At 61.7% G+C, this 23,507-nt stretch carries 23 protein-coding genes and 2 tRNA genes; 10 read left to right on the top strand and 15 right to left on the bottom strand.

Annotation, left to right across the window (positions count from 1 at the left end; genetic code table 11):
• Position 1: 1 nt before the first annotated feature.
• The 6 genes from BSP75_RS01830 to BSP75_RS01855 form a co-directional block, all read right to left on the bottom strand.
• Positions 2-2,878: a formate dehydrogenase subunit alpha gene (locus tag BSP75_RS01830; protein ID WP_075112024.1), complete on the bottom strand. Its 2,877-nt coding sequence runs from the start codon at positions 2,876-2,878 to the stop codon at positions 2-4.
• A 23-nt stretch (positions 2,879-2,901) separates the two neighbouring features.
• Positions 2,902-3,105, bottom strand: coding sequence for a transcriptional initiation protein Tat (locus BSP75_RS01835; RefSeq protein ID WP_021229865.1), 204 nt, complete (start codon positions 3,103-3,105; stop codon positions 2,902-2,904).
• A gap of 133 nt (positions 3,106-3,238) precedes the next feature.
• Positions 3,239-3,856, bottom strand: a complete 618-nt coding sequence (locus BSP75_RS01840) for a molecular chaperone TorD family protein (RefSeq protein ID WP_075112025.1) — start codon at positions 3,854-3,856, stop codon at positions 3,239-3,241.
• A gap of 10 nt (positions 3,857-3,866) precedes the next feature.
• The gene (locus BSP75_RS01845) at positions 3,867-5,639 is read right to left on the bottom strand and encodes a 4Fe-4S binding protein (RefSeq protein WP_148140588.1); all 1,773 of its coding nucleotides are present in this window, start codon (positions 5,637-5,639) and stop codon (positions 3,867-3,869) included.
• Positions 5,640-5,742: 103 nt separating this feature from the next.
• Entirely contained in the window at positions 5,743-6,336 is a 594-nt protein-coding gene (locus tag BSP75_RS01850) for a DUF3306 domain-containing protein (protein WP_075112027.1), read from the bottom strand.
• On the bottom strand, positions 6,329-6,907 hold the full coding sequence (locus BSP75_RS01855; protein WP_075112028.1) for a DUF3305 domain-containing protein: 579 nt from the start codon (positions 6,905-6,907) through the stop codon (positions 6,329-6,331). The genes BSP75_RS01850 and BSP75_RS01855 overlap by 8 nt, the downstream gene beginning before the upstream one ends.
• Positions 6,908-6,977: 70 nt before the next feature.
• Here BSP75_RS01855 and BSP75_RS21415 point away from each other — a divergent pair, with 70 nt between their 5' ends.
• Positions 6,978-7,268, top strand: coding sequence for a hypothetical protein (locus BSP75_RS21415; RefSeq protein ID WP_148140589.1), 291 nt, complete (start codon positions 6,978-6,980; stop codon positions 7,266-7,268).
• A 22-nt stretch (positions 7,269-7,290) separates the two neighbouring features.
• Here BSP75_RS21415 and BSP75_RS21420 read toward each other — a convergent pair whose 3' ends face one another.
• Positions 7,291-7,935 (bottom strand): hypothetical protein, encoded by a 645-nt coding sequence (locus BSP75_RS21420; RefSeq protein WP_148140590.1) that lies wholly within the window; start codon positions 7,933-7,935, stop codon positions 7,291-7,293.
• Between the two features lie 189 nt (positions 7,936-8,124).
• On the opposite strand from BSP75_RS21420, the gene BSP75_RS01860 reads away from it, so the two are divergent.
• Entirely contained in the window at positions 8,125-8,982 is an 858-nt protein-coding gene (locus BSP75_RS01860; RefSeq protein WP_075112029.1) for a formate dehydrogenase accessory sulfurtransferase FdhD, read from the top strand.
• 89 nt (positions 8,983-9,071) lie between these two features.
• Positions 9,072-9,938, top strand: coding sequence for a helix-turn-helix transcriptional regulator (locus BSP75_RS01865; RefSeq protein WP_013723539.1), 867 nt, complete (start codon positions 9,072-9,074; stop codon positions 9,936-9,938).
• Between the two features lie 80 nt (positions 9,939-10,018).
• Here BSP75_RS01865 and BSP75_RS01870 read toward each other — a convergent pair whose 3' ends face one another.
• Both BSP75_RS01870 and BSP75_RS01875 read right to left on the bottom strand, forming a co-directional pair.
• Positions 10,019-12,097 (bottom strand): cache domain-containing protein, encoded by a 2,079-nt coding sequence (locus BSP75_RS01870; protein ID WP_075112051.1) that lies wholly within the window; start codon positions 12,095-12,097, stop codon positions 10,019-10,021.
• 25 nt (positions 12,098-12,122) lie between these two features.
• Positions 12,123-13,478, bottom strand: coding sequence for a sigma-54 dependent transcriptional regulator (locus BSP75_RS01875; protein WP_075112030.1), 1,356 nt, complete (start codon positions 13,476-13,478; stop codon positions 12,123-12,125).
• 252 nt (positions 13,479-13,730) lie between these two features.
• Between BSP75_RS01875 and BSP75_RS01880 the strand changes: the two genes are divergently transcribed.
• The 6 genes from BSP75_RS01880 to BSP75_RS01905 all read left to right on the top strand — a co-directional run bounded on the left by BSP75_RS01880 (position 13,731) and on the right by BSP75_RS01905 (position 19,565).
• A complete protein-coding gene (locus tag BSP75_RS01880) occupies positions 13,731-14,573 on the top strand; it encodes a substrate-binding domain-containing protein (protein ID WP_075112031.1) in 843 nt (280 codons plus the stop codon).
• 64 nt (positions 14,574-14,637) lie between these two features.
• Positions 14,638-15,339, top strand: coding sequence for an ABC transporter permease (locus BSP75_RS01885; protein ID WP_005347674.1), 702 nt, complete (start codon positions 14,638-14,640; stop codon positions 15,337-15,339).
• Between the two features lie 34 nt (positions 15,340-15,373).
• On the top strand, positions 15,374-16,069 hold the full coding sequence (locus BSP75_RS01890; protein ID WP_042658678.1) for an energy-coupling factor ABC transporter ATP-binding protein: 696 nt from the start codon (positions 15,374-15,376) through the stop codon (positions 16,067-16,069).
• Positions 16,041-16,685 carry a molybdenum cofactor guanylyltransferase MobA gene (mobA, locus tag BSP75_RS01895; protein ID WP_075112032.1) on the top strand — a complete coding sequence of 215 codons (645 nt, stop codon included), beginning with the start codon at positions 16,041-16,043 and terminating at the stop codon, positions 16,683-16,685. The genes BSP75_RS01890 and mobA overlap by 29 nt, the downstream gene beginning before the upstream one ends.
• The gene (locus tag BSP75_RS01900) at positions 16,682-18,445 is read left to right on the top strand and encodes a bifunctional molybdopterin-guanine dinucleotide biosynthesis adaptor protein MobB/molybdopterin molybdotransferase MoeA (RefSeq protein ID WP_075112033.1); all 1,764 of its coding nucleotides are present in this window, start codon (positions 16,682-16,684) and stop codon (positions 18,443-18,445) included. Before mobA ends, BSP75_RS01900 begins: the two co-directional genes overlap by 4 nt.
• A 61-nt stretch (positions 18,446-18,506) precedes the next feature.
• Positions 18,507-19,565, top strand: coding sequence for an FUSC family protein (locus BSP75_RS01905; protein ID WP_058052814.1), 1,059 nt, complete (start codon positions 18,507-18,509; stop codon positions 19,563-19,565).
• 59 nt (positions 19,566-19,624) lie between these two features.
• On the opposite strand, the gene BSP75_RS01910 is transcribed toward BSP75_RS01905, so the two are convergent.
• The 4 genes from BSP75_RS01910 to BSP75_RS01925 form a co-directional block, all read right to left on the bottom strand.
• Complete coding sequence (locus BSP75_RS01910) at positions 19,625-20,179, bottom strand: DUF3332 domain-containing protein (protein ID WP_042061387.1); 555 nt, start codon at positions 20,177-20,179, stop codon at positions 19,625-19,627.
• Positions 20,180-20,340: 161 nt separating this feature from the next.
• On the bottom strand, positions 20,341-21,636 hold the full coding sequence (locus BSP75_RS01915) for a PAS domain-containing methyl-accepting chemotaxis protein (RefSeq protein WP_075112034.1): 1,296 nt from the start codon (positions 21,634-21,636) through the stop codon (positions 20,341-20,343).
• Between the two features lie 178 nt (positions 21,637-21,814).
• Entirely contained in the window at positions 21,815-22,297 is a 483-nt protein-coding gene (locus BSP75_RS01920) for a GNAT family N-acetyltransferase (protein ID WP_075112035.1), read from the bottom strand.
• 206 nt (positions 22,298-22,503) lie between these two features.
• Positions 22,504-22,704: a YbfA family protein gene (locus tag BSP75_RS01925; RefSeq protein WP_005334863.1), complete on the bottom strand. Its 201-nt coding sequence runs from the start codon at positions 22,702-22,704 to the stop codon at positions 22,504-22,506.
• Between the two features lie 212 nt (positions 22,705-22,916).
• Between BSP75_RS01925 and BSP75_RS01930 the strand changes: the two genes are divergently transcribed.
• Positions 22,917-23,210 (top strand): hypothetical protein, encoded by a 294-nt coding sequence (locus BSP75_RS01930; protein WP_042658673.1) that lies wholly within the window; start codon positions 22,917-22,919, stop codon positions 23,208-23,210.
• Positions 23,211-23,260: 50 nt separating this feature from the next.
• Here BSP75_RS01930 and BSP75_RS01935 read toward each other — a convergent pair.
• A tRNA-Cys gene (locus BSP75_RS01935) sits at positions 23,261-23,334 on the bottom strand.
• A 57-nt stretch (positions 23,335-23,391) separates the two neighbouring features.
• Positions 23,392-23,467 (bottom strand) — tRNA-Gly (locus BSP75_RS01940).
• Positions 23,468-23,507 lie beyond the last annotated feature (40 nt).

Raw genomic sequence — 23,507 nt, forward strand, 5'->3', positions numbered from 1 at the left:
ATCAGGCTCCTACTTTGCGAAAACGGCACAGGGTGACCTTGGTCTCCTGCATCTGGGTGACCGGGTCATAGCCATAGGTGGTGACTATGTTGACCGACTCCCCCAGCACATAGGGATCAGACCCTTCCGGATATTTGGATCGCAGATCCTGGCCCTCGAAGTGGCCGCCGAAGTGGAACGGCATAAAGGCGAGCCCCGGCTTGACCCGCGGGGTCACCAGCGCCTTCACCTTGACCCGGCCCCCTTCCGGCCCCTCCACCCAGACATCCTGACCGTCGCGCACACCGACGTCGTTTGCATCCGCCGGGTTCATCTCGACGAACATCTCCTGCTGCAATTCAGCCAGCCAGGGGTTGGAGCGGGTCTCGTCACCGCCCCCCTCGTACTCCACCAGACGGCCGGAGGTGAGGATGATGGGGAACTCCTTGCTGACATCCTTCTCCTGCACCGAGGCGTACTGGGTCGGCAGGCGCCACAGGCTCTTCGAATCAGGCCAGGTGGCGTAGTCGGCCAACAGATCCCGGCGCGGGGTGTAGAGCGGCTCACGGTGCTTGGGCACCTGATCCGGGAAGGTCCACACTACGCAGCGCGCCTTGGCGTTGCCGTAGGGCACGAAGCCGTGCTTGATGGCGACCCGCTGGATGCCGCCAGAGAGGTCGGTCTTCCAGTTCTTGCCCTCGGCCTCTTTCTTCTCGGCCTCGGTCAGCTCATCCCACCAACCGAGCTGCTTCATCAGGTCAGCAGTGATCTCGGGATAGCCATCTTCCACCTCGCTTCCCTTCGGCCAGGAGTCTTCGGCCAGCAGCGAGACGCCCTGATACTCGATGCCGAAACGGGCGCGGAAACCGCCGCCCCCTTCCGAGACCGGAATGCTGGTGTCGTAGAGGATGTGGCTGCCGGGGTGTTTCATCTCCGGAGTGCCCCAGCAGGGCCACGGCAGACCGTACACTTCGCCGCTGACCGGGCCGCCCTCGGCCTTGAGGTTGGTCTTGTGGAAGGTGTGCCAGTTCTGCTGGTGCGCCTTGAGCCGCTCCGGGCTCTGGCCGGTGTAGCCCACGCTCCACATGCCGCGGTTGTATTCGCGGGTGATGTCTTCCAGCAGTGGCTGGTTGTTCTCCACCTTGATGTGCTTGAACAGCTCATCGGCAAAGCCGAGCTTCTTGCTCAAGAGATACATGATCTCGTGGTCGACCTTGGATTCGAACAGGGGCTCGATCACCTTGTCGCGCCACTGCATGGAGCGGTTGGTGGCGGTGACGGAGCCATAGGTCTCGAACTGGGTGGTGGCGGGTAGCAGGTAGACGCCGTCGGTGCGATCGTTCATCACCGAGGCGACGGTGGGATACGGGTCGACAATCACCATCATGTCGAGCTTTTGCATCGCCTTCTTCATCTCGGGGCCGCGAGTCTGGGAGTTGACCGCATGGCCCCAGTAGAACATGGCGCGGATGTTGGAGCCCTGCTCGATGAGATCGGCGTTCTCCAGCACCCCGTCCACCCAGCGGGAGACCGGAATGCCATTGTTGTTCATCGGCAACTTGCCGTTGTAGGCCTTGTTGTCAAAACGCGCCTTGATCCACTCGTAATCGACATCCCACACCCGGGCCCAGTGCTTCCAGGAGCCCTCTTCCAGCCCGTAGTAACCGGGCAGGGAGTCGGAGGTGACGCCAAAGTCGGTGGCGCCCTGCACGTTGTCGTGACCGCGGAAGATGTTGGTGCCCGCCCCGCTCTTGCCCACGTTGCCGAGGGCCAGTTCGAGGATGCAGTAAGCGCGGGTGTTGTTGTTGCCGGTGGTGTGCTGGGTACCGCCCATGCACCAGACCACGCAGCCGGGACGGTTGTCGGCCAGCAGCTTGGCGGCATCGTGCACTTGTTGTTCGTTAAGGCCGGTCACCCGCTCCACTTCTGCCGGAGTCCAGCGCGCCACCTCTTTTTGCACCTCGTCCATGCCGTAGACGCGGGTGCGGATGAACTCCTTGTCTTCCCAGCCGTTCTTGAAGATGTGCCAGAGCATGCCCCAGATAAAGGCGACGTCGGTACCCGGGCGCAGGGAGAGGTACATGTCCGCCTTGGCGGCGGTGCGGGTGCGACGCGGGTCGACTACCAGGATCTTGCAGCCGTTGCGCTCTTTCGCCAGCAGGATGTGCTGCATGGCGACCGGGTGCGCCTCCGCTGGGTTGGAGCCGATAAACATGATCGACTTGCTGTTGTGCATGTCGTTCAGGCTGTTGGTCATGGCGCCGTAGCCCCAGGTGTTGGCGACGCCAGCCACCGTGGTGGAGTGGCAGATGCGCGCCTGGTGATCCACATTGTTGGTGCCCCACAGGGACGCCATCTTGCGAAACAGGTAGGCCTGCTCGTTGGAGTGCTTGGCCGAGCCGAGCCAGTAGACGCTGTCGGGGCCGGACTCCTTGCGCAGGCGCAGCACTTCGTTGCCCACCTCTTCGATGGCCTGATCCCAGCTGATGCGCTGCCACTTGCCGCCCACCAGCTTCATCGGGTACTTGAGGCGACGCTCACCGTGGCCGTGCTCGCGCAGGGCAGCCCCCTTGGCGCAGTGGCCGCCAAGGTTGAAGGGGTGATCAAAAGCCGGCTCCTGACCGGTCCAGACGCCATTCTGCACCTCGGCATAGACGCCGCAGCCCACCGAACAGTGGGAGCAGATGGTGCGCTTCACCTCGACCGGCACCTCGGCGGCCACGGTTTTGGCCTCGGCCCGCTGCATCATGGCAGGGGCCAGCCAACCGGCGGCCACGGCGCCACCGGCCACCAGACCCGAGTTGACCATAAAGGCGCGACGGGTCAGCCCCTGACCGCGAATGGCCTCATTGCCCTGCTCGCCCGCCTGGGGCTGCTCGGCACGTTTTGTCAGTTTCATGAGTTCTCCTTCACTGATCCGGCTCAGTCGGTGCCGCGCAGGGTGCGATAAAAGTCGTGAACGTGGGGGGTCTCCCGATAGCCCTTGTCAGGCTCGGTGTCGTGGGTCAGCACCTCTTTGCCCACCACCCGACCGGTGGCACCGGCCAGCACGCCTATGGTGGCGACCACGCCAACTCCCTTGATCAGATTGCGGCGGGACGGGTCTTTCAGCTTTTCATCGCTCATTCTTGTGACCTCTGTTTTTGTAATGTCCGGCGCCTGCGCGCCAGCTTCGCGTCCAATGGGATATCTCGTCTGCTCGTTTTGTTATGCGCAGCTCTTGTTATGCACAGCTCTTGTTGTGCACAGACAGGGGCGTTCAGCCCTTCACCACACAGGCGCCAAACGGCAGGCGCAATTCGTTTTCCAGCGTGAAGAAATCTTCGGCCAGCGCACCGACCGCCCGGTAGAAGCTGCCCCCTTTCGCCTGTTGCTGATCGCGGCAGCAGGCCAGTACCCAAGGGGCAAGGTGGCGCTCATAGAAGCGGTTGCGCTCCGGGTGTTGCTCGCCAATCAGTACCGCCATCACCTCACACAGGGCGGCGAGATGATCTTCCGGCTCGCACACTCCGCTCTGGCGCTCGAAACCGAGGGACTGCAGATCTGCGCGCAGCACCGCCAGCGGCAGCTCCATCAATGAGCCGGTGAGATACCAAGAGGCAAACGGCACGATCTCCCCGCGCCCCAGCCCGATAAAGAGATCCTGATACTCCTCGGCAAGCTCGTTTTCGTGGTGGCTGCTGGCCGCCAGCTGCACCAGCCCCAACCCTCTGGCAAAGGGGCCCGGCATAGCCTGTAACCCTTGCAGCCAGGCGAGCTGTTCGCCACGGGGGGCTGCACGCCAGAGGCTTGCCAGCAGGGCGTAGAGATCGGCGCTGCTCTGTTCCAGTTCGGTCATGGTCAGTTCGCCAGCCTTTTCGTTATGTTGTTCACTCATCACTGGCCCCTCACACCTTGAGCTGGGAGACGGGATCCGCCGCCAGCGCTGCAAACACATCCTTGACCCGGCAGTCCTCGCACATCAGCAACCGCTGGGCGGCCTCGTTCTGGAAGTGGGAGTGACCGGCCAGTTTTTGCTGGATGCGGCGGATCATCGAGGCGGGCGCGAACGGCTTGGAGCAGCGAATGCAGCAGGCAGCCTCTTCGGCCTTGAGGCTCTGCACGGCGCGGCGCGCCTCGGGCACCGGTTGCAGGCGGGGCACCAGCACGATGGCCTGCTCGGGGCACGCCTTTTCGCACATGCCGCACTGGATGCAATCCTGCTCGATAAAGTTGAGGCCGGGCGTGTGCCCCACCGCATGCAGAGCGCGGCTCGGGCAGACCGCCACGCAGCCCATGCAGAGGGTGCAGTCAGCTTCTTTCAATTCAACGCTGCCGTAAGGGGCGCCGTGGGGCACTGCCAGCGGCTCGCGGCTCCCCTCATTGGCCTGCCAGAGGGCATCGAAGGCGGCAAACAGATTTTCCCGTTTGTCCCCTTTCAGCGGCTTCTCCAGCAGGGCAACGGCTGGCTCACTGGAGATCGGCTTATCTTGTTCGGCATCCGGGTTAAGCAGGGCGATGCGATCTGCTGTGAGACCCGCGCCCGCCAGCAGCACGGCGGCGCTCGCCAGCTCCCGCTCAACCAGCGCACGGACGCTTTCGGGAGCATCGTCACCGAGCGCAATGCGCAACGCGCTGGCGCCATAGGCGAGTGCGGCGAACCAGCTCTCGATGCCTAAACTCGCGCTCTCCTCCACCCAGACTGGCAGCCAGTTGGCAGGTAGGCGGGTGAGTTCGGTTTCCACCCATTCACGCTCGTTTTCACCGGCGATCAGCAGTAGCGGCGCGTCGCCCCCTGCCTCCCGATAATGCTTGAGTAACCGGAACAGATAGTCGCCGCTGGTGTTGGCATCGGGCTGGTGATAGGCAATCGCCCCGGTCGGACAGGCCGAGGCGCAGCTGCCGAAGCCCTGACAGAGATGGGGATCGATCTGGATGCGCCCATTGATGGGCTTGAGGGCATCGGTCGGGCAGACATCGAGGCAGCGGCTGCAACCGGGCACGCCGCGGGCGGTAAAGGCGCAGGCCTCGGGGTCGAGGCGAAAATAGCGCGGCTTGTCGAAGATACCGGTCAGCGCACAGAGCTCGGCAAGCCCTTCAGCCAGCCCATCGTCATCAACCAGATACAGATAGCCGACCGGCGGGCGCTCCAGCGCAAAGAGCGGGGCGCGGCCCAGATCGGCCACCAGATCAAAGCGCGGTTCGCGTGGCTGTTCACTGACAGCAGCCGCTTGTTGTGGAAAGCCTTGTTGTGGGAAGCAAAGCGCCGCCAGATTAACCCGCTCCCCCTGCCCGGTGAGGCCGGTGAGCTGGAACTGCCCGAGATACCCTGTCAGGCTCGGCTCGCGCAGGGTCAGGGCCGCGAGGGATGCGGTGGCATCGAAAATGGCTTCGAGATCGGCCGCCTCGGCATCATGGACCGCTTCGGTCACCAGCAGGGTGGACTTCACCCCGGCAGGCAGCAGGCTGGCAGCGCGGCGAATGCGATCCTCCGGGCCGACCAGCAGCAGGCGCCCCTGACTCTGGTAAGAGACAGTGGCCGGGATCAGGTTGTCGGTCTTGACCGTATGCTGCAGGGCATAGGCGCGAGCGCGCGCGCTATGCTCGGCCGCCCCCGCCTCGCGGGCTAGATTTGGGGCCAGATTTGGGCTCAGATTTGGCAATGTTTGTTCAGTGCTCACATACGCTCCTGTGCGCGCCACCTCATGGGATGGGCGCTTGTTGGTAAGCCGAGAGAGCAAGAGGCGAGCCAACTCCCCCGGGAAAAAAGTGACTGACAGGGAGTCAGGATCCTGAGGGTTCCATTCCCTCACCTTTGGCTGGGACATTTTGTCCACCACAGGAAACCAAAATGTCCCGATCGTCAGTGGGGGTTTGAGAATGGTTATCAGCCAGCTCGTCGGCGGCAGGTTCGCTGGCAACCGCCACCGGTTCAGCGGATCCGTTGGCCGGGTTGGCCGATTCGTTCTCCGGGGCGATCACCTGATCCACCAGCCAGTTGCGCAGCCCGGCGGTCAGGGCCGCCGGCAGCAATTCGGGCTGGCTGAAATCCTGGGTGTAGTCGTCGAGCCCATCCGGTTTATGGCTGCGAAACATGGCCCGCAGCGCCTCCTTGTCGGGGAGTTTGGCCTTGCCCGGCTGGGCCGTTTTCAGCTGCGGTTCGCCACTCTCGGCCCCCTCAAAGGCAAGGGATTCACAGCTCCCCTTGTCAGTGCTGACTACGGGGCTATCCAGCGCGGTATCTGAGGTTTCACCTTCACCACTACCTTCGATGGGGGCGATAACAGTCTCGGGGATAGCCTCTTCCCTCGGCTGCAATGCCTGATGCTTGCGCGCCTCACTCTTGCGAGACGACCAGCGCTTGAGGAACTCACTCATGGGCGATGTTTCCGGCCTTGTTTACGGCACAGGTCCCGGCGTCACTGCCATGCTCGCGGCCATCGGGGCCGGTGGCTTTAACGGCACCGCAACTGGCTTGATCCTGGCTATCGACACCCAACTGATCCTGCGCCCGCCCCTTGCCCTTCTTGCCCTTGCGACGGGCCTCCAGCAGCTCGCCGTGGCGGCCGATAAAGGCCTCCACCCAGGCTTGCAGCGCCTCGGGCAGCGGGCAGGAGAGCACCTGCCGCTCGCCATCCATATAGGCAGCGGCCACGGTCTGGCTCAGGGTCAGGCCATCGGCCACAAAGCCATTGTCCACGCGGTTTCCAGTCACAAACAGGCGGGGCGAGCCGGAGCTCAAATTGAAGCGATAATCCCCCCGCTCATCACGAAACAGGGTAAGGGGCAAGGCACCGGCTGCCTCAGGTTCGGCGGGGTGGAGCGCCGCAATCTCGAAACGGCGGCTCTGCCAGCGGCCAACCTGGCTGTCGATGGCCTTTAACTCCAGTTGCAGCCAGCGCTGCGGGGGCAAGGTATTGGTTGTGTCTTGCACTGTCACGGCTCCCATCAGAAGGTCTCTGCCGGGCCGCCCTCCCCCGTGAACCACCCCGTTCGGGGCGGATCAGTGCAGGAGATTTATGGCGGCCACGGCCAGCAATGGGATAAGACTTAGCAAGAGTGGGGCCAAGGCCGGTTTGGTGGTTGATGGGGACTTTGATGCGGGTTGGCGCGGGCGTAGGTTGGCGCTGAGCGCAGCGAAGCCCAACATGCGGCGTAAAACCAATCCGCCAGCGTCTAATCGAGGGGATGGCAATAATCGAATAACACCAAATTATCCGATTATTGCTTTTGAATTATTCCACGGTAAACGTTGGGCTGCGTTCAGCACCAACCTACGATTTAGCCAATATACAAGATATGTTTTATGATATTTTTAAATTAAAAAGTTAATTATATGCCGAATCCATCCAACAACCACTTCCTTTTCTCTTTATCCAAGAAGCCATCAGGAACCCAAGAAAGGCAGCTTTTGGCTAATGGGCTATATTTTAATATCCAATATTGTTTAAAAGCTAATGCGGCAGGGCTATTTTTATCTGAATAATATACCTTGAGTTGCCTTTCGATCTCTGAAATATAAAAAGACATATATACCAGCAAATTTAATGTAGGCCTCGCTGAAGACACAATATTATCATTTGCTATATATAACTGTTTTGACTCATCAGATAAAATATCCCTTATTGTTTTCCCGGACAATGATTTAGCAGGAGAATCCAAAACAAGATCAATTTGCTTTTCTAATCTTTCTAAATTTGAGTGAAAAAGTTCTATTTCAGAAAGATGCCTTTGACGAATGGCCTCATCTCTCTGTAAATCTAACGTTATACTTTGAAGTTTTAATGTTCTTGCCAAAATTATAAACGCTAGAAAAGATAGTAGTGTTCCAGCCACACCACCGAAATATGAACCGAAGTCCCCCCACACAGATGTTTCTGAGGATATTGGCAACTTATTAATTAGTGCCATAACTAGAAAATAGAAAACGAATGTTATAGTAACTATCCCACCACCAATAAAATAGAACTTTTTCATAACACTCCTTTTCACTTTATTTAAGTTGATATTGGTTACTGTTCACAATATCAAAACATAGCGAATAGCAAAACAAAAACATTGGATATAAATATCACCAAATTCACCAAACCGATTTTCTTATAGATCTTGGAACAAAACTTGCTGTATCCCTCCCCTTAGATCCAGGCAACCGGTCGCGAGGGGCCCATGACACCGACCTTTATCAAAAGCAATGCAGCAGCCCAGCTCACCATGGCCGTCGAGGTGATGGATGAACAGGGCACAATGAACACCCGCCAAATCGCCTGTGAGCGGCCACTGACGGTCTACCTCAATTGGAAGGAGATCGTAACCCTGATGACGCTGGGTGCCCGCCCCGAGGCGCTGGTGCTGGGTTATCTGAAAAATCAGGGCTTTATCGAGGATATTGCGGCCATCGAGTCGGTCATCGTCGACTGGGAGAGCGAGGCCGCCGCCGTGGTGAGCAGCCAGCAGGCCGCCGATCTCGACAAATCCTTGGAGAAGAAGACGGTCACCTCCGGCTGCGGTCAGGGCACCATGTATGGCAGCATGATGAAGAAGCTCGAAGGGGTGGTATTGGCCGCGCCGGAGCTTAAACAGAGCACCCTCTACGCCCTGCTCAAGGCGCTGTCGGCCCATAACGAAACCTACAAGATGGCCGGTGCCGTGCATGGCTGCGCCATCTGCCGTGGCAGTGAAATCCTCTCCTTTGTCGAGGATGTGGGGCGCCACAATGCGGTGGATACCCTGGCGGGCGAGCTCTGGATGCGCGGCGAGGCTGGCCACGACAAGATCTTCTACACCACCGGGCGGCTCACCTCGGAGATGGTGATCAAGGTGGCGCAAATGGGCATTCCGGTGCTGCTGTCGCGCTCCGGCGTCACTCAGATGGGGCTGGATCTGGCCCGCCAGCTCGGCATCACCATGATTGCCCGCGCCAAGGGGCGCCATTTCGAGGTCTTTAGCGGCCACGACCATATTGTGCTGGACGAGAAGCCGCCGGTGCTGGCGCCCGGTTCAGCCGGTCGCGGGATGCGGGACTAGGCAATGAACGAGTTGATGAGTGTCGAGCAGATCGCGCTGTATCTCGACCACGCCAGCCAGAGGGTCAAACGCAAGCCATGAACGAATTTATGAATGTGAAGCAGGTGGCCGAGTACCTCGATCTCAACGAGAAGAAGGTCTACCAGCTTGCCAACGAGGCGCGCATCCCCGCCACCAAGGCAACCGGCAAGTGGCTGTTTCCCCGCTCCCTGCTCGATCGCTGGCTGCTTGGCAGCTGCCACGAGGGGGTGATGAACGACCGGCTGCTGCTGGCGGGCTCGGACGACGTATTGCTCCACTACGCCAGCAGCCGGCTGGCCCAGCAGCTCGGCACCCAGGCGCTGGTGGGCTACACCCCGTGCGGCACTAGGCAGGGGCTGGCGATGCTGGCGCGCGGCCATGTGGATCTCTGCGCCATCCACTGGGGGCAGGCCGAAGAGGCGCACCTGCGCCACCCGGCGCTGGTGCAGCAGTATCAGGGCCACCGACAATGGGTGATCGTTCATGGATTTAGGCGGGTACAGGGGCTGGTGCTGCGCCAAGGGCTGCAACCCAAGGAGGCGAAAGAGGCGCTCGACTGGCGCTGGGCTATGCGTCAGGAGGGTGCCGGCAGCCAGCGCGCCCTGCAGGAGTGGCTGCAAACCCAGGGGGAGTCGCTGACCCGGCTGGAGCGCACCCTCGAGGTCAACAGCGAGCGGGAACTGGCAGCCGCCATCAGCCGCGGCGATGCCGATGTCGGGCCCGGCGCCCAGAGTACAGCCACTGAGTTTGGCCTCGGCTTTATGCCACTGTCGCAGGAGTGTTTCGATCTGGTGATGCCGCAAGGGGTCTTCTTTCGCACCCTGCTGCAACAGCTGATCGGCTGGTTGCAATCCCCCGAGGGGCGCGAGCTGGCGGCCCGCCTCGGCGGCTATGACCTGACCCAGAGCGGCAAGCTGGTGTGGAGCCCGCAGTAAATAACCACTCACCCACCGACAAAACAGCCCGCCAACCATGTTGACGGGCTGTTTTTATAACGGGCCTTTTTATAACAGCATCAATCGCTTGTCTCACGCCCCTCGGCATTGAGCGCGATGCGCCACCCTTCCAGTTGCGCGGGCTCGCTGCCGCTGGGCAGCAGGGCGTGGCTGCGCAGCCGCACGGTAAAACAGCTCCCCTGCCCCGGGGTGGAGTCCACCAGCAGCTCGCCGCCCCAGCGACTGATGATACGGTGGCTCAGGGCCAGCCCCAGCCCGGTGCCGGTAGCGCGGGTGGTGAAAAAGGGGTCGAAGATCTTGTCGATAATCGCCGCCTCGATGCCGCTGCCGTTATCGATGACCCGCACCTCGGCCCCGCGCAGCTGACCCAGTTCATCGAACCAGTCGCGGCTCTCGACCCGGATCTCCCCCTGCTCCCCCAGCGCATGGCTGGCGTTAACCAGCAGGTTAATCAGCACCTGCAACAGCTGCTGGCGATCCGCCTCGATGGGCTGCTGCGCCCTGAGATCGGCCACCAGCTCCACCTGCTGTTGGCGCAGGGCGGAGCGCACCAGGGTCAGGCTCTCCTCGATGATGGGATTGAGGTGCTGCCACACCGGCGCCGTCTCGTAGTCGCCGGGGCGGGAGTATTGCAGCAGGCTGCGGGTGATGGCGCGGATGCGCTCGATCTGGGCCAGCACCAGCGCCAGCTCCTCGCTGACCGGCTCGGCCGCCTCCCCCAGCTCCAGCTTCATCAGCTCCACATTGCCGAGGATCACCGCCAGAGGATTGTTGATCTCGTGGGCCACCCCGGCCGACAGTTCGCCAAGGGCCGCCAGCTTCTCGCTGATCAGCAGCTGCTGGCGCGCCTCGGTCAACATATGGATATGATCTTCCAGCTCGGCGGTCTTGAGCTTGAGGCTCTGGGTGCGTTCGGCCACCTTCTGCTCCAGCTCGTCGGCGCTGCGGGCCATCTGCTGCTGGTGCGCCTCCTGCCTGTCCAGCATGGCGTCGAACTGGCGACCGAGCTGGGCCAGCTCGTGATCAGGGTCGAGGGCCAGCGGGCCGATACGAGCCGATTGGCCCGCCTGCACCTGCCGCACTACCTTGTGCATCCGCTCGATGGGGGTGAAGAGATCCCGCGCGCCGCGATAGACCAGCAGGCCGGAGAGCAGCAACAGCAGCACCACGCCGGAGCCCAGCTCCACCAGATTGGTGAGGTAGGTGCGGATGATGGGCCACTCGAGAAAGCCCACATAGAGCATGCCGATCCGTTCGCCGTTCGCCCCCAGCAGTGGCTCGTAGCCTGACACATACCAGGCATCCTGAACGAAGGCGCGATCGATCCACATCTCCCCCCGCCCCAGCACCTGCTCGCGCACCGGCAGCGAGACCCGGGTGCCTACCGCTCGGCCAATCTGGCGGCTGCTGCTGACCGGCACGTTGGTGCTCACCCGCAGATCGTCGAGAAACAGGGTGACGGTGCCAACGCTGCCATCCGGCAGGGTGTTTTTGGCAAATACCTGCCCCTTGAGCTCATCCACCAGCCGGGTGCTGCCGTTGACAAGCTCGCCCCCCTCCAGCACGGCCCAAAGGGAGCCGTCGCGGCCCATCACCGGAGCCAGAGAGAGGCTGATCAGCCCCCGGTTTTCCACCGCCCTGGTGCCATCCCGTTGCCACAGCACAGCCCGCTTTGCCAACTGCGGGGAGAGGGCGCGCATCTCCTGCTGCGACCAGACCACGAAGTGACTGACGCTGCGTCCGGCCGTGAGGGCGGCGCGCTCCTGCGCCGTCAGCTGATCCAGCGCGGGGCCTTGGCGCAAGCGCAGAAAATCGAGACCATAGTTGGCCGCCAGCGGCATCACCCAATCCTGCAGCTGATCCGGCGATTCCCGCAGCCGCAACTGAAAGGCCCAGGCATCGCGCAGATGCTCCAGATGCTCGGTCTGGCGCTGCTGCTGCACCGTGATGGCGTGGTGAGCCACCCCGAGATCGCTGCGCACCGTGGTGAGCAGGTTCTGCCAGCTGTAGGTGAGGGTCCAGTAGAGGGTGAGTGCGATCATGCCCACCAGAGTGAGCATGATAGGCACCGAGGTGAGCAGCAGCAGGCGCCAGCGTACTTTGGTTCGCACGCAGCGGGGCAGCAGGGTCAGTTTCATCAGCACGCCATCCGGTTACAGCACTTCATTCGATGGCCCACTCCTTGAACTTGCGCTCCAGCGTCTTGCGCGCCACCCCCAGCACCCGGGAGGCAGCCGACTTGTTGCCATCATGGCTCGCCACCACTTGCAGGATGTGGGCCTTCTCCACCTCGGCCAGCGGCCACGCCAGCGGATAACCCTCCTCGCTCGCCCCCTGTTCGGCGGGCTTGCTGCTCTGCCAGTAATCCGCCGGCGGCTTGCCCAACAGCAGGCAGCGTTCGATGAGGTTGCGCAGCTCGCGCACGTTGCCGGGCCAGGGGTAAGCCTGCATCGCCACCACATCCTCGTGGGTCCAGCTTAACGAGCCCATCCCCATCTCGGCGGTGAGCTGGCGGGTAAAGTGGTGTACCAGCGCGGGGATGTCGTCGATCCGATCCCGCAGCGGCGCAACCGGCAGCGCCACCACGTTGAGGCGATAGAAGAGATCTTCGCGAAAGCGGCCCGCCTCCACCTCGGCCTTGAGGTTGCGGTTGGTGGCGGCGACGATGCGCACATCCACCGCCAGCTCGCGCTCGGCACCGACCGGGCGGATGGCCTTCTGCTCCAGCGCCCGCAGCAGGGAGGATTGCATGGCCAGCGGCATCTCGCCGATCTCGTCGAGGAACAGGGTGCCCTGATGGGCGACCCGAAACAGGCCGTCACGTCCCTTGCGGGCGCCGGTAAAGGCCCCCTGCACATGGCCAAATAGCTCGCTTTCAAGCAGCTCAGGCGCAATGGCGGCGCAGTTGAGCGGCACAAAGGCCCCCATCCGGCCAGAGAGTTGATGCAGGGCGCGGGCTACCAGCTCCTTGCCAGTGCCGGACTCCCCCTCCACCAGCACGGCGGCGTTGGAGGGGGCAACCCGGGCGATCAGGGTCTTGAGCTCGCGGGTCTTGGCACTGTCGCCAATCAGGGTGGGCGGGAACAGCTTGCTCACCTCCCGGCGCAGCAGCAGGTTCTCCCGCTCCATCTGGCGGCGCTCGATGACTCTGTCTACCGCCTGCACCATCTGATCGAGATTGAAGGGCTTGAGGATAAAGTCGCTGGCGCCGAGGCGCAGCGCCTTGAGGGCGGTCTCCATATCGCCAAAACCGGTCATAAAGATGATGTCACTGCGGCGGGTGGCGGGGTCGATGGCCTCGTGCCACTCGATGCCGGAGCGCCCCGGCAGCCGGATGTCGGCGATGATCAGGTCAAAGTGAAGGCGGCAGCGCAGGGCTTCCGCCTCCTCCACGCTGGCGGCAGTCTCAATCTGGGCGAAGCGCTTGGCCAGCGCCTTGGCCAGAAAGCTGCGCATGCCGGGCTCATCGTCAACGATAAGCAGGGAGAGGGCAGACCAGCGGCTGGCAGGTGCAGTCATGAAAAAAGTACCTCGGATGCACGTAAGGTCGGAGAATGTCCCGATAACCGGAACCTGAGTGGGACATTTTGTCCTTACCGTATCAAAAGCACCAACACCAATTATTAAAAGCGATAACAAGCTCACCTAATTGATTTTAATAAGCTTCTGTTTTTAAACGGCAAACCGTGAATGCAGCGACAAAGGAACAGTTTGGCACCTTGCTTGCTTACTCTTGCCCTCCTCTCATCGTTCATGAAAAGTTGCATCAAGATGACGATTAAAACCAACCTCAAACGTTTTGCCCTCTCCCTCGCGGCCAGCCTGCTGATCGCCGGGACCGCCCACGCCGAAGCGGATACTAATGCCACAAAAGCGCCAATCCGCCTTGCCACCACCACCAGCACCGAGCAGTCCGGTCTGCTGGGCTGGTTGCTGCCCCAGTTCACCAAGGAGACCGGTTATCCGGTGCAGGTGATGGCGGCCGGTACCGGCCAGAGCCTGAAGATGGGCGAGAATGGCGATGCGGATCTGGTGATGACCCACGCCCCCTCTGCCGAGAAGACGTTTGTCGAGGCGGGCTTTGGCATCGAGCCGGTACACCTGATGTACAACGACTTCGTGATCGTCGGCCCGGCGAAAGATTCGGCGGGTCTCGGTAAGCTGCACGACGCGGCCAAGGGGCTGCAAGCCATCAAGGAGCAGGGCCAGACCTTTATCTCCCGCGGTGACGAGTCCGGTACCCACATCAAGGAGAAGACCCTGTGGCAAGCCGCTGACGTCAAACCCGAGTTTGCCGGTTACAAATCCATCGGCCAGGGGATGGGCCCGACCCTGACCATGGCCTCGGAGCTCGGTGCCTACACCCTGACCGACCGCGGCACCTGGCTCGCCTACCAGAGCAAGCTGGATCTCGCCGTGCTGCTGGAGGGTGACAAGCGGCTGTTCAACCCCTATCAGGTGATCCTGGTCAACCCCGAGCGCTACCCGGATCTCAACACCGAAGGGGCCCGCACTCTGAAGAACTGGCTGGTCTCCGAGCATGGCCAGAAGTTGATCGGCGACTTCAAGGTGGCGGGTCAGGCGCTATTTGTGGCGGATGCCAACGGGAAATAATGGCAACCCTGACTCCTGCGATGACCTTGATGGCCCTCCCCCGCTTCGCTGAGGGAGGCGCCTGATGCCGACGCTGCTTGACACGACGTTAGCGGCCCTCGCCCTGCTGTTCAGTGGTGACACCGAACTGTGGCAGGTGGTGGGGGTCTCCTTCTCCGTCTCCTGCATCGCCCTGCTGCTGGTGCTGCTGCCCGCGTTGCTGCTGGGCTTTGCCCTGGCCTATCTGCCGCTGCCCGGCCGCTGGCTCTGGCTCTCCTGCATCAATACCCTGCAATCGGTGCCGACCGTGGTGATTGGCCTGCTGCTCTACATGCTGCTGTCGCGGGCCGGCCCTTTTGGCGACTGGAAGCTGCTCTTTACCCAGCAGGCGATGGTGGTGGGGCAGATGCTGATCGCCTTTCCAGTGATCGCCACCATGGCTCACGCGGCGTTTGTCCAGAGTGACCGGCGCGCCTGGGAGACCGCCCTGACCCTGGGGGTCTCCTGGCCCAAGGCGCTGATCGGCCTGATGCACGAGTGCCGCTTTGGCCTGCTGGCCGCCATCATCGGCGCCTTCAGCCGTATCGTCACCGAGGTGGGCTGCTCCATGATGGTGGGGGGCAATATCCTGCACTTTACCCGCAATATCCCCACCGCCATCGCGCTGGAGACCCAGAAAGGGGCCTTCACCCAGGGGGTGGCCCTTGGCATAGTGCTGCTCACCCTGGCCCTGTTGCTCAACCTGCTGCTGACGGCCTGTCGCGGCCACAGTTATTTGAAGAACTGACCATGCCCCCACTGTGTATCAACAGGAGTACCCCATGGCCCTGACCGCCCAGCAACTCACCATGCGCTTTGGCGAGCGCCAGTTGTTCGAGATTGACCGGCTCGCCATCGCACCGGGGGATGCCATCTGGCTGCATGGAGCCAACGGGGTGGGCAAGACCACCCTGCTCAAGATCCTGGCGGGGCTGCTCGCCCCCACCCGTGGCCACACCAATCTGCCGGGGCGCTGGCAACAGCGGCTCAACCGGCTGCTCAAGCGGGATCTGGGGCCGGGCAGGGTCACCTATCTGCACCAGACCCCCTATCTGTTCGATCGCACCGTGCACGACAACGTAGCCTGGGCGCTGGATAAACAGCTCGGCAGCGAGATCCGGGTGTTCGAGGCGCTGCGCCGGGTCGAGCTGGAGGGTCTGGCGCGGGAGCACATCAGCATTTTGTCCGGTGGCGAACGGCAACGACTGGCGATGGCCCGCGCCTGGGCGCTGCAACCGGCCTTCCTGCTGATGGATGAGCCCACCGCCAATCTGGACACACATTCGGTTGCCCTGATGGCCGCATTGGCGCAAGATCTGCGGGAACATGGCAGCGGCCTGGTCGTCATCAGCCACCAGAGCAACGCCCTGACCGACCTGTGCGAGCGGCAATGGACCCTCGCCCGTGGCCAGCTGCAAGAGACGACCCCTTTAAAAATCATCGAGCGACATGACTTCAAGAAGCGAATCTCCCTCTAGGCTTTTTCCCGTATCGGCCGTGATCCTGGCAGGAGGCCGCGCCACCCGTATGGGAGGTGAAGACAAGGGATGGGTAGCACTGGCGGGACGCCCTCTCATCGACCACGTTTTGGCACGGCTGCGCCCCCAGGTGGATGAGGTGCTGATCAACGCCAACCGCAGTCAGGCCCGCTATCAGGCGCTGGCCCCGGTCATCAGCGATGACAACAACGACTATCTCGGCCCGCTGGCGGGCATGCAGGCAGGTCTTGCCGCCGCCCGTCACGACTGGGTGCTGTTCGTCCCCTGTGACGGTCCCGCCCTGCCGCTGGATCTGATGAGCCGCTTTCGCGCCGCCCTGACCCCGGATACGGAGCTGGTGGTGGCCCACGATGGCGACTGGCTGCAACCCGTGGTGGCCCTGCTGCACAAATCCCTGCTCCCTTCCCTCACCGCCGCCCTGGCAGAGGGTGAGCGCAAAATCGATATCTGGTTTGCCCGCCACAATATGGCGGTGGTGAGCTTTGCCGATCAGCCGGATGCCTTTATCAATCTCAATAGCCCGGACGAGCTGGCCGCCTACGAGGCCCGTCTGCTCGCCCCGGCTATCGACCCCCAACAAGGAGTCACCTCATGACCCCGGCCCCCACTCTTCCCCTGCTCGGCTTCGCCGCCTGGAGCGGCACCGGCAAGACCACCTTGCTGGAACAGTTGATCCCCCTGCTGGTGGATCGCGGCCTGCGCATCGGGGTGCTCAAGCATGCCCACCACGACTTTGATATCGACCAACCGGGCAAGGACAGCTACCGCCTGCGCAAGGCGGGTGCCCAGCAGATGATGGTGGCCTCCCGCCGTCGCCACGCTCGCATCATTGAAACAGAGCTGGCCGAAGCCGATTTTCGCCAGCTGCTGGCAAGCTTCGATCAGACAGAGCTCGATCTGCTGCTGGTAGAGGGGTTCAAACACGAACACTTCCCGAAAATCGAGCTGCACCGCGCCGAGATTGGCAAGCCGCTGCTCTTCCCCGAAGACGGCGACATCATCGCATTGGCCTGCGATCAGCCCCAACAGAGTGGCGAACAACAGCAGACAAGCCTGCCCCGCCTCGATATCAACGATCTGGCGGCCATTGCCGACTTCGTCTGTAGCTGGCTTGACGGCTGCCAGCGCAAGGAGCCGGAGGCGGGCAAGGGCTTTCTCTCGGTCGAGGCAGCCCGCAACGCCATTCTGGCAGCCCTCACCCCGAGCAACGCCTGCTGCGACAAGCCGCTGGCCGAGTGCCACGGCGCCGTGCTGGCCGCCGATCTGGTCAGCCCCATCAATGTGCCGCCCCACGCCAACTCGGCGATGGATGGCATTGGCCTTCGCAGCGACGATCTCGCCGCCGGTCGCTGGTTGCTGGTGGGTGAAGTGCTGGCGGGCCAGCAGCGCCACGAGCCGGTGCTGGCCGGTCAGGCGGTGCAGATCATGACCGGCGCCCCGCTTCCCCCCGGTGTCGATACCGTGGTGATGCGGGAAGAGACGCTGATTGAAGGTGAGTGGGTCACCGTCACCGCCCCCGTTCGCGCAGGGCAGAATGTGCGCCTCGCCGGAGAAGATCTCGCCAAGGGGGCGGTCGCCATTCCGGCTGGTACCTGGCTTGGTGCCCCCCAGTTGGGGCTGGCTGCATCACTCGGTCAAGCCAGTCTCACTGTGCGCACCCCGCTGAAAGTGGCGTTGTTCAGTACCGGTGACGAGGTGCAGGCACCGGGCGAACAGCTCGCCCCCGGCCACATCTTCGACAGCAACCGCTTCACCCTGATGGCCCTGATCCGCGCCGCCGGTTGCGAGGTGATGGATCTGGGGATCATCCCAGATGATCCGGTTATCCTGCGCCAGCAGCTGGAGCAGGCGGCCGCCAGCGCCGATCTGGTGCTGAGCTCGGGCGGGGTCTCGGTGGGTAACGCCGACTTTATCAAGCTGGTGCTGGCGGAGCTGGGCCAGATCGATTTCTGGCGCATCCAGATGCGGCCGGGCCGCCCGCTCGCCTTTGGCAAGCTGGGGCAGACCCCCTTCTTCGGCCTGCCGGGCAATCCGGTAGCGGCGATGATCTGCGTGCTGCAATTTGTCGAGCCCGCCATCGCCCGCTTGCAGGGCAAGCGGTGGCAGCCGCTGCGCCTCTCGGCACTGGCGGACGAGAAGATGAAGAGCCGCCCGGGGCGCACTGAGTTTCTGCGCGGCATCTTCCATCAGGACCGTAACGGCCAGCTGCGGGTGCGCACCACCGGGCCGCAGGGCTCCGGCATTCTGAGCTCCATGGCCGATGCCAACTGCCTGATCGAAATCGTGCCGGACCAACCCGGGATCGCCGTTGGCGAGCGGGTCTGGATCCACCCATTGCAGGGACGACTGGCCTGAATCCCGACGGGGCGTCGGCCGGATGTAGGCGCCCTGTCAGCAACCTTATACGAGGCTCACTGTGCGTCTTGATGCCCCCCTCTCCCGACTCGATCTGCTGGTCTATGGCCGCTACCGGATCGTCCATGGCCTGCGCATTGCGCTCGCCTTTATGCTCACCTTTCTGCTGACCCGCGAGCTAAAACTGCCGGAGAGCACCTGGCCGCTGATCACGCTCGTGGTGGTGATGGGCCCCATCTCGTTTTGGGGCAATGTGCTCTCCCGCGCCCTGCAGCGGGTGGTGGGCACCATCTTCGGCGCCAGTTGCGGGGTGGTGGCGCTTTATCTGGAGATCTACTCCCTGCCGCTCACCCTGATCTGGTGCGGGTGCATCATGTTCCTGTGCGGCTATCTGGCCCTCGGCAAGCGCCCCTATGTGGGGCTGCTGATCGGCATCACGCTGGGGGTCACCATGGGAGCCATGCCGGGGGATATCGAGACGGCGCTGTGGCGCAGTGCCGACGTGATATTGGGCTCCCTGCTGGCGCTGCTCTTTTGCAGCATCTACCCCCAGCGGGCCTATAGCCACTGGCGGCTGCAACTGCACCAGATCCTGCAGCAGTCGGGGCGGCTCTATCACACCCACCTCTCCCCCAATGTGCTGGAACGCCCGCGCCTCAAGCACAATCTCTCCCAACTGCTAGCCCAGACCGGTAAACTGCGGGCCCTGCTGGCCCCCGCGGCCAAAGAGACGCGCCACAGTATCTCGCTGTTTGATGCGGTGCAGGTCACCATGCGCAACACCCTCTGCACTCTGGAGATGCTGGCCAACACCTACTGGAACGATCGGGAGAGCCACTTCCTGATGCAGAGCACCCGCGAACTGCACGCCTGCCATCAGGCCACCGAGGAGGCGATCAACCAGCTTGCCCTGATGATGCTAACCGGTGACGGGCGCGGCGCGGATGCCGCCATCGCCCGCCTGCACGAGGTGGCGACCCAGGTGTCACTCCCCCCCAACACCGAAGCGGCCATCAATGGCTACCTCTGGCTCAACGTCCAGCTGACCGAGCAGCTCACCCACCTGCGCCGCCTGCTGGGGCTGATCCTCACCCCGCCCCATCGCAAGCAGCCCGACTAGGCCCAATGCAAAACGCCCCGCAGTTGCGGGGCGTTGTTGGTCGGTATCAGCCGTGATGATCAGGCTGCGGCGCTGGCGTTCGCGCTCATCTGCTCCAGCTCTGATCGGGTCAGGGTAGAGACAAACTTGCCGTCGAAGTAGATATCCATCAGCTCGCCGCGCTTCTCGCCGCGCATCATGCTACTGCGGCCATCCAGATAGTGCACTTCCATCTGGGCAGTACGCTCGTTCGGGTAGCTGATCTCCACCTCGCGCACCCCTTGTGGCAGCATGGCCAGCGGCACCTTCTTGAGGGCCGGATCCAGATGCTGGTTCACCTTGATCACCGGGTTGGCCTTCATGTCCACCACGGCCGGGGATTTGCCGGTAATGGGGTTTTTGCCAGACCAGAACTCGATGGTATTGAAGACGAACAGGTCAGCGGTCGCTGCCAGACCGTAGACTGGTGCAAGCAGCATAAAGACCCCGGCACGACCGTAGCGGTTATCCACCACGCTCAGGTTGCCCTTGGTGACCATGCCGGAAAGCCCCATCTGCCCCATACAGCCGCCCAGACCCATGCTCGCGACCATAACCAGCAGGGCCATTGCCCGCCCCTTCTGTTGTAATGCCATCTTGTTCTGTTCCTGCTCTGAAATGAATGAGGCGGCAAGCCTAATCAAGAGGTCAAACCAGAACAATTCACAATGGCGGGACGATACAGGAGGGGTTCAGATTGGGGCACTGACTGCTCAAAGATGAGTCAATGCCCCGGCATGGCAGAACGTCCGGGGGCTCAGATCGCCAGATCCGAGACGGTGCTGGAGACGTTGTTGGCCTCCCGCCGGATCTCGCTCATCACCTCGTTCACCTCGCCCACCTGCTGTTTGCCCAGCTCGGCGCTGCTGGCGACGTCGGACATCTCGGAGGTGACCCTGGCGGTCAGCTCGCGGTTGTTCTGCACCACCTTGGCAATCTCGTCGGTAGAGAGGGAGGTGCGGGCCGCCAGCTGGCGAACCTCATCGGCCACTACCGCAAAGCCGCGCCCCTGATCCCCCGCCCGCGCCGCCTCGATGGCCGCGTTGAGGGCCAGCAGGTTGGTCTGATCGGCGATGCTGCTGATGGTGGAGACGATCGCCTCGATGTTGCGCGACTGCTCGTTCAGCTGGTTGATCAGGCCAATGCTGTGGGTGAGCTGGCTGGCAATCAGGCTGGAGGTGTCGACCACCGAGGCGAGCAAACCTGCCCCGCGCTCGGCACAGTTCAGGGTCTCCCGCGCCGCGCTGTGAGCCAGCATGGCCGCTTCGCGCACCGCATCGCTCTTGTTGATCCGCTCGGTGATGTCACTGGCGAACTTGATCACCTTCACCACCTTGCGATGCTCGTCGAGGATCGGGTTGTAGGTCGCCTCCAGCCACACCTTGCCGCCGTGACTGTTCTGACGACAGAAGAGGCCGGACTTGTACTGGCCACGGCCCAGCTCCTCCCAGAAGTGGGGCTGTTCACGATAAAACTGATCATCGCAGAAGATACGGTGATGCTTGCCCTGCACCTGCGCCAGGGTATAGCCCATGGTATGGAGGAAGTTGCCATTGGCGGTAACGACCTCTCCGCTTGGGGTAAATTCAATCATTGCCATCGAGCGGTCCAGCGCCGTCACCACTGCCTGCTGGCTGAGCAGTTGCAGATGGTGCTCGGTAATGTCGGCGGCAATCTTGATCACCTTGGTCACCACACCCCGCAACTTGACGGGAAAGTAGGTCGCCTCCAGCCAGATCGCCTCGCCCCGTTTGTTGAAGCGCTGGAACACCCCGGTACGGGAGCGCCCCTGTTTCAAATCGGCCCAAAACTGCTGATAGGCGCTGCTCTGGGCATACTGCGGGTCACAAAACATCCGGTGATGATGACCCACGACCTCGGGCGCACTGAAACCCACCACGTTGAGAAAGAGATCATTGGCGGCCAGCACAGTGCCATCCGGAGTAAAGGTAATGGTCGCCACGCTGCCGTGCACGGCGTCGAAAAATCCCTGCTGTGCCAGAAGTTGCTCCTGGCACTGCTGCAACTCGGCTTTCAGTTTGCTATTGAACATCGAAACATATCCTCCAGACTGGCCCCCACCATGGCCAAACCACACAGTGGATCAATAAGATAATGGTGGCGAGCTCCATCAGCATAGTTGGCCGCGTCATCACGCTCCCATCTGACGCCATATTTATTGCGGTAAATCAAACGGACCGGCCGGGACTCACCAGAACGGGGTTGCCCCCTTATCCGGCCCCCGGTTGCCACTCCAGCGAGGCAGGATTAGTGACAAACCCGATCCGCTCATAGAGGGGGCGCCCCTCATCGCTGGCATGGAGCCACACCTTGCCGAGCTGACGCGCTCTGGCACAAGCGGTAATGGCGTCGAGCAGCGCCGTGGCGATCCCCTGCCGGCGCCATTGCGGCAGCGTATACATGTTGAGCAGATACCCCTCCACCCCCGCCAGATTGCCGGGATAGGGTGGCCGCACAAACAGCGCCAGCGTTCCCGCCGCCACGATCTGCTTGCCGCCCTCCTGCTTATCGGCCTCGGCCAGCCAGGATAAAGCCCCCTCTTCACTCATCGCACGGGTAAAGTAGTCAACCGTTGCCTGCCACAGGGCAGGATCGGCCTGCGGGCTCGCCAGCTCACCCACCTCGCAGAACAGCTGCATGCGCAGCGCCACCAGCGCGGGAATATCTACGGCTCGGGCCTGACGAATGATCATCGCATCTCCTTGCATCACAGAGCAGGTCGAGAGAGGGGCCAAACGGAAGTGGGCCTGCTCGGCAAATCTGCACGACACAGGAACCACCGACGCCGACCATGTAACCGGAATGCGGATAATAGCAGAGCACATCGTTAACTATATGTTTTTAAACATATAAAAAAAGACAGCCGAAGCTGTCTTTTTCATCGAAATCAAATTGCGGATTAGTAGAAGATCCGCTCGCCACGCTCGCTCATTTTGAGCCAAACCGGTTTGGTGCTGGTTTTGTTCCAGATCCGGTGCAGATAGCTGTAGAAGCGGGCACGATCGCTGCGAAACAGCATCACGGGGAACGCCAGAATGCCCACCAGCAATACATAAATGCGACGAAGAATAATCTGAGTCAGGGAAAAGGGATGAAACATGATGTAACTCCTTACTGGTAAGACCACTGAGCAAAGATTACTCCACTCCATGTAGGATTACTACATCACCAACCCATTTTTTTATAAAAAAATGGCGAAAAACGGGAAATACTGAAAACGGGTTACGTCATTAACCAACAGTTAACAAACTTGCGAAAATCGTGCGCTTTGCCACAGTTATCAGGGGAAAAACATGCCGTAGGGAGATGCGCATGAAACTGTCGGAAGTGGCACTGCTGGTGCTGATGATTGCCCTGACACGGGCACAACTGGAGGAGTGGCAGTTGAACAGGGACGATGCCATCGTGCTGGCCGAACGGGGTGTACCCACCGTCAGCCTGTGGCAATGCGGCACCCTGAAACAACGGATGGCGGATCTCGGACACCAGAGTGCCGAGCTGCAATTTCAATATCGGGGGCAAAACATGGCGGATGTGAGCCACTATCTTGAGCGCGAATGGAAACAGGCAGGTTGCGAACAGTTATTGGTGCAGCAAGGATACTGACCGAGGTTCACGGCTCTAAGATTGATGATTCAGGAAAAACAGAGGGAAGATGGAGGCACGTTCCGGAGTCGAACCGGACTAAACGGATTTGCAATCCGCTGCATAACCGCTTTGCTAACGCGCCATGCTGACAAGACTGATTGTCTTGAAAGTGAGTTCCATCGTTGGTGCGATGGATATTTGGAGCGGGAAACGAGACTCGAACTCGCGACCCCGACCTTGGCAAGGTCGTGCTCTACCAACTGAGCTATTCCCGCGCTACTGCTTTCGTGCCAGTTTCCTGACAACGAGGCGCAT

The organism is Aeromonas sp. YN13HZO-058, from assembly GCF_001921245.1.
In the GTDB taxonomy this organism is placed as follows: domain Bacteria; phylum Pseudomonadota; class Gammaproteobacteria; order Enterobacterales; family Aeromonadaceae; genus Aeromonas; species Aeromonas allosaccharophila.